This is a genomic window from Sphingomonas sp. 22176 (assembly GCF_052045505.1).
In the GTDB taxonomy this organism is placed as follows: Bacteria; Pseudomonadota; Alphaproteobacteria; order Sphingomonadales; family Sphingomonadaceae; genus Sphingomonas.
This window is the reverse complement of the sequence record NZ_JBQEPL010000012.1, coordinates 41814-49168: the sequence shown is the minus strand read 5'-3', so window position 1 is coordinate 49168 and position 7355 is coordinate 41814. Positions and strand designations below refer to the sequence as shown.

The window sequence follows — 7355 nt, the reverse complement described above, 5'->3', positions numbered from 1 at the left end:
CTCGAGAGCGCGCTGAACATCGTGTCCTATTTCTGCAAGCCGTCAGCACCCTGGCAGAAGGGCAGCGTCGAGAACACCAACGGTCGCATCCGGCGGTTCCTGCCCTTCGACACCGACATCGCCGCGATATCGGAAGCTTCAAGGCATGGTCGATCGGCTGAACAACACGCCTCGCAAGTGCCTCGGATATCAAACCCCGCAGGAGGTCTTGAGCCAGCAGCTGGCCCCTTCGTCGCTATCCGCTTCGGTGGATCTATGACCGGAAGGCGATGAAAAGCGGACAGGCAGCTCCCGCCCCATGAGAGGACGTCTAACGGGATTGCCGTTTAACCAATCAGCGCTTGGTGTTGTTTGGCCATCCTCTCAGTAGTCCACTTCTCAAGTGAGCTGAAAATGCCCGTTGATGGCCATCTTGGGTCGGGCTCTTCGCTTTCGCGCCAAGTTAAGTGCACTTCCGCGATCCTGCCGTCAGGCAAACGAAAGAGAGCATCATCGCAATCGAAGCGTCGTGCAATTAGAGTAGGAACTAGCCCTCTTAAAATATGCTGCGGGCCGACTTCGCGGACAAGCTGCTGCTCCCAGGCAGTGCAAAAGTCGGAAATTTCTTCTTCGGACCAGCCGAAGTCGTCTCTTGCCACCCAAGGCTTGAGCCACATCATACGTATAACTCCTGTGTGAGGGCACTTTGCCGGATTCCATGGCGGCTATCCACCAATCTCGGACGCAGCCGACGAGGTTCGCGCTAGAAGCGGCCGTTGGCCTGCGACCAGCGGCGAATGACGGCTTTTGGCTCGACCGCTAGGCCGAATGACCGAGAGTGGGTGGGAAGCGGACGTTCCTAAAGCGCGAGCCTAAAGCGCGAGGCGAAGCACGGCTGTTATGATTGTCGCATCTGCCACCGCTCCGAGCATAAACAGCGCTCCCGGGCCTCTTTGGGTGTGCGGGCCGAATGTGATGATCGCCACCAGATGCACGGCGATCAGCCCAGCCATCACGGGCATGTAGAGGCGATGGCGGCGCTTGTCCCACGTAAGGCGAGCCGTGATGGATAACGCGACCAAGGCCCCAGCCGTCAAGAAGGCTGCCCCGACCCAGCCAACCAACACCAATCCAGCCATGCTGCTGGCAACTGCTAAAAGGGTAAGCGGTACCCACCCTCGTCCAAGAAAATCATCATCGTTGACCGACATGGTGGGAGCATATCTGCGCCCGATAAGAATGCGAAGAGCGTCTGCTAATGGGGCGGAAGCGGACAGGCCGCTTTTCTATCCAAAGCGGAACGGCAGCTCCTGGGCCAGGCGCGGCGCTGAGCGGCTGAAAATGGGTGGAAAGGGGACATTGACGCGGCCGGTTCCCGGCGCGCAGTCTGGCTCCATGTTGACGGTTCACACCACCCCCACCGTGACAGCTGAACCTTCGCGTGGATGGGATCTGACCTTCTGGCTCGGCGAGGCTTTCGATTATCAGATACCTTTCCGAGTAGCGCTCGCACAGATTGCCTCAATCCTCGGGCAGTCGGAGCCGGTGAACATCGCGCTTCCCGACTTTGTGGAGGGGGAAGATTTCGTCGAGGGCCAGCTCTCCTTTGGCAGCACCACCATCGGTATCTACTATGAATACTCGCTTGGCTATCTGTCTTTGAACAGTGAGGACCGCGCCCCCCTCGATCAGATTGAGGCGCTTACCCGCCCATTCATCCGCACAACGTAGGTCAGCTATTGGGGCGTGAGCGGACGCGGCTACGCGTCTGAAGGACCCGTCCACCCGGTACGAGCAAGCGTGCCCACGAGGGTAGATCGAGCGATGCCGAAATTCCGGCACACCGCCGCTTTGCTGGTGCCGGATGCCAGTGCTTGGATCACCGCTTCCATCTTCTCGGCATCGATCGTCGGCGGCCTCCCGCCCTTGCGGCCTCGGCGCTTCGCTGCGGCAAGGCCGGCCACCACTCGCTCGCGCGTTAAAGCTCGCTCGTACTGTGCCAAGGCACCGAACAGGGAGAACAGCAGCTCGCCGTGGGGGGTGGTCGTGTCCATCTGCTCGGTAAGCGAGCGGAACGCGACGCCGCGCTCTTTCAGGTCCGCTATGATCGAGAGGAGGTGGGACAAAGAGCGCCCGAGACGGTCAAGCTTCCACACCACCAGTGTGTCACCTTCAGCCAGATAGGCGAGGCAGGCTTTAAGGCCTGGTCGATCGTCCCGCGCGCCGGAAGCCTTGTCGGTATGAATGTGCCGCGGGTCGACACCCGCTGCGATCAGCGCGTCACGCTGCAGATCCACCGATTGACGGTCATCGGCGGACGACACACGCATATATCCAACAAGCATGTACGACAAACCCTCAAAATCACCTTTTCGTACACTGCGCCAAAGCGACAGGGTTTGTCGATCACTTTCAGCGACAAGGCGATTACGTAAGCAGCGTTGTCGTGCGGGGTGTCGGAAATCATGTGTTTTTCGACACCCCTTGCCACCAGGATCCGGGTGGATTGTTATACCTAGTCCTCAAAGGCTCTGTCTGTCTTGAGTGATTGTGCGACGCTTGAATCGGCGGCGCGCGCCAGTGCTCGGAAGGCATATCCAAAACGCATCGGCTGACGACAGGACGCTTGAGGGCCCAACCCGCCGAAGCGGGGAGGGGGGGAAGCCCTTGCGCGCACTTAGCAGACTTTGGCATGTGCGCAGTCGTGCGGCCAGGAATACATTTCTTGCCCCGTCGGACAGTAAAGGGTATATTGGAGGTAAATGTGGCAATCTGAGTCCGAGGTGCCCTATGACGGTGCAGATCAACATAACCGCAACCGGGCGCATGAGCCTGCCAGCTGACGTTCGCAAGCGCTTGGGGCTAACAGGCGGCGGAGCGGTGTATCTGGATGAAACCGAAGACGGCGTTGTGTTGCGGACAGCCAATCAAGCTGTGGCTCGAGCCCAGGCCTTGGCCAAGCAGTACACCGGCGACAATCCCGATGCGTCGGTGGAAGCATTCCTAGCGCGACGCCGGGAGGAGAGCGGGGAGTGAGCATCGTACTCGACGCAAGCGCCATCATTGCCATGCTTCGAGGGGAGCGTGGCGCTGCCAAGGTCGCAGGCGCCATTGCCGAGGCCCGAGTTAGCAGCGTGAACTACGCTGAAGTTATCAGTCACTTCATTCATGCCGGCATGCCGGAGCGAGAGATTGATGCCATGCTAGATCCGCTCCCGATAACCATCGTTCCCGCGGACAAGGCGCTCGCACAAATCGCTGGCAGGCTGCGTGGGTCGACAGCGGAAGCGGGCTTGAGCTTGGGTGATCGGTTTTGTCTTGCACTGGCGAGGCGGGATGGCCTGCCAGCTTGGACAAGCGACCAGAACTGGAAAAAGGTCGCGGACGCTGTCGAAGTCAAGGTCGTAGCCATCCGCTGACGCAGCGAACGGTAGGGCAGGGGAGAGCCCTCAAACCTGGCATGGGGCCGAGGGCCTCGAGAGGCAGCGAACCGAACGTGGGACAATTCCTGCCGTTGCCGCGTCACCTGTCTGACGGCAGCTATCGCCAAAACCTGCCTCTTAGCCGGCGCGAAACCGCTTGGCCGCTGCGCGCCCACTTCCGGCCGTTAAGAGGTGCTCGACGGTTTCCTAGAAGCGGACATGGCCTGAGCCTGGTTCGCAATGCTTCCCGGGGCCGGTAGATGCAAGAGTAGGGAGCAGGGGAGGGGGCGAAATCTCGGCTATTCAGAAAGCTCGAGGAGCCGCCTGCCGGCGGACGTTCGGAGGCGGAACAGCTCCTCTAGCTTGGACGGATCATCCTAAGCCTGCGAGCCATCGACTACCACCTGCCCAACGTCGCGCGACGCTGGGTCTCGATGGCGATCAATTCGCCGATCGGGCCCATGCAGAGCGAAGACGCGTGCTCCTGAAAAAATTCTAGGTCCTTGTCGGACGTGTCCTGGAAGATGATTCTGGCTGCCGCCCGAACGGCGCTTTCTGGAAGCGCAGCGCTCAGCCGGCGAAGAGTGGCGCTCTCTGCACGCTCGTGCTCGATTTCGCAACTAGCCACACGCGTCTTCACCCCGACCATGCACTCGACCTCAAGCCTATCCCGGACCCAAATAGGGTTATCATCCTGAAAACCGGTAAACAGAGGCAAAGCCGTGGACACGCGGAGCAGTTAGCGCCGGAGAGCAATCACTGCATAAGCGCAGCGGAAGCCCCGATGGCGGTTTGGTAGCCCAGTCCGGTCCGGTTCACAGCCGCAACGTGCGAGAGGCGGTTGTGCGGAAGCGCCGCATCAGGAAGGATGGAAACCTTGCTTGCGCGAGCCTGGGATCGCTTGGACGCAGGTCGGCCACCCTCGGCCATCACGATGAAGCGGGGATCGGCGGCGGCAATGCCAGCGATCGCCTTGGCGGCGCGCTTAGTAATCTGCCGGACGCGTTCTGCGGTCACACCCGTGTCGGCTGCGAGTTGCTCAAGACTCGCGCCGCTGAAAAGTCGGCCTTCGACGATCTCGCGCTCGCGCGCGATCGTCGCTTCCAGCTTCTCGACGTCGGCTGCAGGAATGCCGTTCACGCGCAGGCGCGGCAGCTCCTTGCGGCGGGCCGCCTCCTCACGCTTGGGCAACGGGCGGCGTGCGAGTGCCTCCATTCCAACTTTGCGCAGGTGATCGACATAGGCCTCGATCAGAGATGACTTTGCACCGTCTGCCAAATAGTCCGAAGCAGCGGATTCTGTCGTCTCAAGGGCAAATTCATCCTCGATGGTGTCGAGGAAAGAGCCCTTTTCGCCGCTGGCATCCACGATTGCGTCGATGGATATGGTTGTAGCTTCAACCCTCTTCGCGGACGGCCGCTGATCGGTCATCAGGCGGAACCGTAGGCTCTGAAGCTCGCCTCGGATCTGCCAGTTCACAAACGTCGTGAACTGCGCCTTCTCTGGCTCATACGCTTCGACCGCACGGTGCACGGCGATGGCGCAGCACTGTTCAGCATCTTCGAAATAATTGATGAGCCCGTACTGCCGCACGAAGTGGCGAACGCGGGGTGCGATGAGCTTCATGATCTGCGCATGAGCGCGGTCCACATTCACACGCTGCCGGTTGGTCGACGTCGCACCGTCCTTGGGACGGTTCTCGAGGATAAGTGCAACTGCCGCTTCAAGCGCGAGGGTGGTCTTGGACGTCATGATCTTCCCCTGGTTCGCGCCCGGACATGGGAATGTCCGGGCGCCAGGGAAAAATGCCGTTAACCAGTTAACGAAGTGGTAAACGCCAGTTTAGGTGGAAACGCGTATCGGCTTAGGGGTGGCGTCGCAGATCCCACGCAGACAGAGCGTTCAGCACTACCCGTGATCCAACTCAGTGGCGAGGCATCGGCGCGTGACCCAAAGGTAGATGGTGCATCACGGAGAGGTTGTCGCGGCGGTCGACTGCTTGTCCGCACATGGGGCAGACCTCGAAATGAAGCAGTTCGTCTACGGAACGCCCCTGGCTAAGCTCTCGAGAAGGGCGTTCTCCCGTGAGAACGGCGGCTACGAAATTCATCATCGACAGGCTCGCTGTTAGCGCTTCCTTTACCATATAGAGGCTAGCGTCGGGGTTCGGTTTAGCTACTTGAAATTTTTCGGGCGGAGCCGATGGCACTGGGCGCGACGTAGCTCGAATACACGATAATTCGCTGCTGAGATGCGTAGGATCTAACCGAGTGAGCAGTCGTCCCGTCCACCTTCGCGGTGATCAAACGCTGGTGTGGCCTGGAGAGAAACCGGACCGCTCTCGGTGCGCGGCGGCACGCCGTAGAACTCGCGAGACCTGATCGATGGAATAGGGCTTGTGGATCAACTCGAAACCGTCGGTTCCACCGGCGGCCAGAACGTGACTGTAGCCACTGGCCAGCACGATCGGGAGCCCACCATGCAGGCGGCGGATCTCCTTGCCCATCTCGATGCCCGTCATGCCCGGCATTACGACATCGGAAAAAACTACATCGAAGCGCTCAGGAGCGTTGTTAACCTCCCGCAGACCTTCGAGACCGTTCGTCGCCAAAACGGTGCTGAAGCCGAGCTGGTCTAGAGCATCGACGGTGCTCGCCGCCACCTCTGCATTGTCCTCCACTACCAGGACGCAAGGGGTCATGTCGGTGGCAATCTCATCTTCGACGGAAGCAACGGCCTCGTTTGAGGCGGGCGCCTCGATCTGAGGCAAATACAAGGTGAAGCGGCTGCCGGCGCCGACTTCGCTTTCTACCTGGATATCGCCCCCAGATTGACGTGCGAATCCAAAGACCTGTGAAAGTCCAAGGCCGGTTCCCGAACCCGTAGGCTTTGTGGTGTAGAAGGGCTCGAAGATGCGCTCGCGGTTGGATGGCGGGATACCAGTTCCTGTGTCCACGATAGTTACCGCAACGAAGGGCCCCGCAATGGTGGGGCGTTCCCGAAGAGCGGGCATCGAGTCAACCGCTTCTATGTTAATTTGGACGCGACCCTCGCCAGCCATCGCATCACGGGCATTAACGACAAGGTTGACCAAAGCAGTATCGAACTGGTTTTTGTCCGCGCGAACGCAGACTGGTTCGTCAGGCAAGACTCGCGATATTGCGACTCTGGTGCCGACAAGTGTTTTGAGCATTTCCTCTATCGAATCAAGGTTCGCCCTCACATCAAAGGGTTCCGGCGTTAGCGTTTGCCTCCGAGCAAATGCGAGAAGCTGCTGAGTGAGCTTCGCGGCCCGACCGACCGCTTCATCGATTGCGCCGATGTATCGCTCCCGGCGCCCCTCCTTCTGGATGGGCAACTTCAGCATCTCGATCGCCGACTTCACGATCGTCAGCAGATTGTTGAAGTCGTGCGCGACGCCGCCCGTTAGCTGGCCGACCGCCTCCATTTTCTGTGACTGTCGAAGCGCATCCTCGGCGGTGCGAAGTGCGGCCTCGGCTCGAAGCCTGGCGCTAATGTCCTTCGCGTGGTGAAACGCACCGATGATCGTCCCATCGACGTCTCTCAAGGGGGCATAGTAGATGTCCCAATAGGGTTTGGAGAGATCAGGGTCGCCGAACTCCTCGGTGACGTTGAACACCTCCCCCGAAAGCGCTCGCGACATGAAGCCGCGGATGATTGGGCGCTGCTCTGGAAGGAACAAATCCGGAAAAACATCTCCAATTTGGACATGATATTTGTAGATGCGATAGAACTCATCGCTGTGAGCCCGATTGAAGGCGATAAGTTTAAACCCATGATCAAAGGCGCAGATCGGGGACTGGTCGGACTGCCCGATGATCTCCCATAATGCAGAAGATGCGTTAGTCATCAATGTGCAAGCTCGACCTGTTACGCTTCGCGGGCAACAACTTTCCGCAGACCTCGCTTAAGATCAAGTTAATTTTTGCGTCT

9 protein-coding genes and 1 pseudogene are annotated in these 7355 nt (G+C 59.6%); 4 read left to right on the top strand and 6 right to left on the bottom strand.

The features are described 5' to 3' along the window. Window positions 1-259, top strand: a pseudogene (locus ACTJKY_RS21100) (transposase); the annotation flags it as partial. Window positions 260-326: 67 nt separating this feature from the next. Here the strand turns inward: ACTJKY_RS21100 and ACTJKY_RS21095 are convergent. Further along, complete coding sequence (locus tag ACTJKY_RS21095) at window positions 327-659, bottom strand: hypothetical protein (RefSeq protein ID WP_440848047.1); 333 nt, start codon at window positions 657-659, stop codon at window positions 327-329. Window positions 660-851: 192 nt separating this feature from the next. After that, on the bottom strand, window positions 852-1190 hold the full coding sequence (locus ACTJKY_RS21090) for a hypothetical protein (protein WP_440848046.1): 339 nt from the start codon (window positions 1188-1190) through the stop codon (window positions 852-854). Window positions 1191-1374: 184 nt separating this feature from the next. Between ACTJKY_RS21090 and ACTJKY_RS21085 the strand changes: the two genes are divergently transcribed. Further along, window positions 1375-1710, top strand: a complete 336-nt coding sequence (locus ACTJKY_RS21085) for a hypothetical protein (protein WP_440848045.1) — start codon at window positions 1375-1377, stop codon at window positions 1708-1710. Window positions 1711-1739: 29 nt separating this feature from the next. Here ACTJKY_RS21085 and ACTJKY_RS21080 read toward each other — a convergent pair whose 3' ends face one another. Next, window positions 1740-2324 carry a recombinase family protein gene (locus ACTJKY_RS21080; protein ID WP_440848044.1) on the bottom strand — a complete coding sequence of 195 codons (585 nt, stop codon included), beginning with the start codon at window positions 2322-2324 and terminating at the stop codon, window positions 1740-1742. Window positions 2325-2769: 445 nt separating this feature from the next. Here ACTJKY_RS21080 and ACTJKY_RS21075 point away from each other — a divergent pair, with 445 nt between their 5' ends. Together ACTJKY_RS21075 and ACTJKY_RS21070 are read left to right on the top strand one after the other, a co-directional pair. After that, window positions 2770-3015 carry an AbrB/MazE/SpoVT family DNA-binding domain-containing protein gene (locus ACTJKY_RS21075; protein ID WP_440848043.1) on the top strand — a complete coding sequence of 82 codons (246 nt, stop codon included), beginning with the start codon at window positions 2770-2772 and terminating at the stop codon, window positions 3013-3015. Continuing rightward, the gene (locus ACTJKY_RS21070) at window positions 3012-3398 is read left to right on the top strand and encodes a type II toxin-antitoxin system VapC family toxin (protein ID WP_440848042.1); all 387 of its coding nucleotides are present in this window, start codon (window positions 3012-3014) and stop codon (window positions 3396-3398) included. Before ACTJKY_RS21075 ends, ACTJKY_RS21070 begins: the two co-directional genes overlap by 4 nt. 400 nt (window positions 3399-3798) lie before the next feature. Here the strand turns inward: ACTJKY_RS21070 and ACTJKY_RS21065 are convergent, their stop codons facing one another. The 3 genes from ACTJKY_RS21065 to ACTJKY_RS21055 form a co-directional block, all read right to left on the bottom strand. Next, window positions 3799-4131, bottom strand: a complete 333-nt coding sequence (locus tag ACTJKY_RS21065; RefSeq protein ID WP_440848041.1) for a hypothetical protein — start codon at window positions 4129-4131, stop codon at window positions 3799-3801. 26 nt (window positions 4132-4157) lie between these two features. Then, complete coding sequence (locus ACTJKY_RS21060) at window positions 4158-5153, bottom strand: sigma factor-like helix-turn-helix DNA-binding protein (RefSeq protein WP_440848040.1); 996 nt, start codon at window positions 5151-5153, stop codon at window positions 4158-4160. A 550-nt stretch (window positions 5154-5703) separates the two neighbouring features. After that, a complete protein-coding gene (locus ACTJKY_RS21055) occupies window positions 5704-7272 on the bottom strand; it encodes an ATP-binding protein (RefSeq protein ID WP_440848039.1) in 1569 nt (522 codons plus the stop codon). Window positions 7273-7355 lie beyond the last annotated feature (83 nt).

What these genes read in the sequence shown, in the direction of transcription:
- ACTJKY_RS21085 (WP_440848045.1), top strand. Translation starts at nt 1,375, where the DNA reads ATGTTGACGGTTCACACCACCCCCACCGTGACAGCTGAACCTTCGCGT.
- ACTJKY_RS21095 (WP_440848047.1), bottom strand. Translation starts at nt 659, where the DNA reads ATGATGTGGCTCAAGCCTTGGGTGGCAAGAGACGACTTCGGCTGGTCC.
- ACTJKY_RS21060 (WP_440848040.1), bottom strand. Translation starts at nt 5,153, where the DNA reads ATGACGTCCAAGACCACCCTCGCGCTTGAAGCGGCAGTTGCACTTATC.
- ACTJKY_RS21080 (WP_440848044.1), bottom strand. Translation starts at nt 2,324, where the DNA reads ATGCTTGTTGGATATATGCGTGTGTCGTCCGCCGATGACCGTCAATCG.
- ACTJKY_RS21075 (WP_440848043.1), top strand. Translation starts at nt 2,770, where the DNA reads ATGACGGTGCAGATCAACATAACCGCAACCGGGCGCATGAGCCTGCCA.
- ACTJKY_RS21090 (WP_440848046.1), bottom strand. Translation starts at nt 1,190, where the DNA reads ATGTCGGTCAACGATGATGATTTTCTTGGACGAGGGTGGGTACCGCTT.
- ACTJKY_RS21055 (WP_440848039.1), bottom strand. Translation starts at nt 7,272, where the DNA reads ATGACTAACGCATCTTCTGCATTATGGGAGATCATCGGGCAGTCCGAC.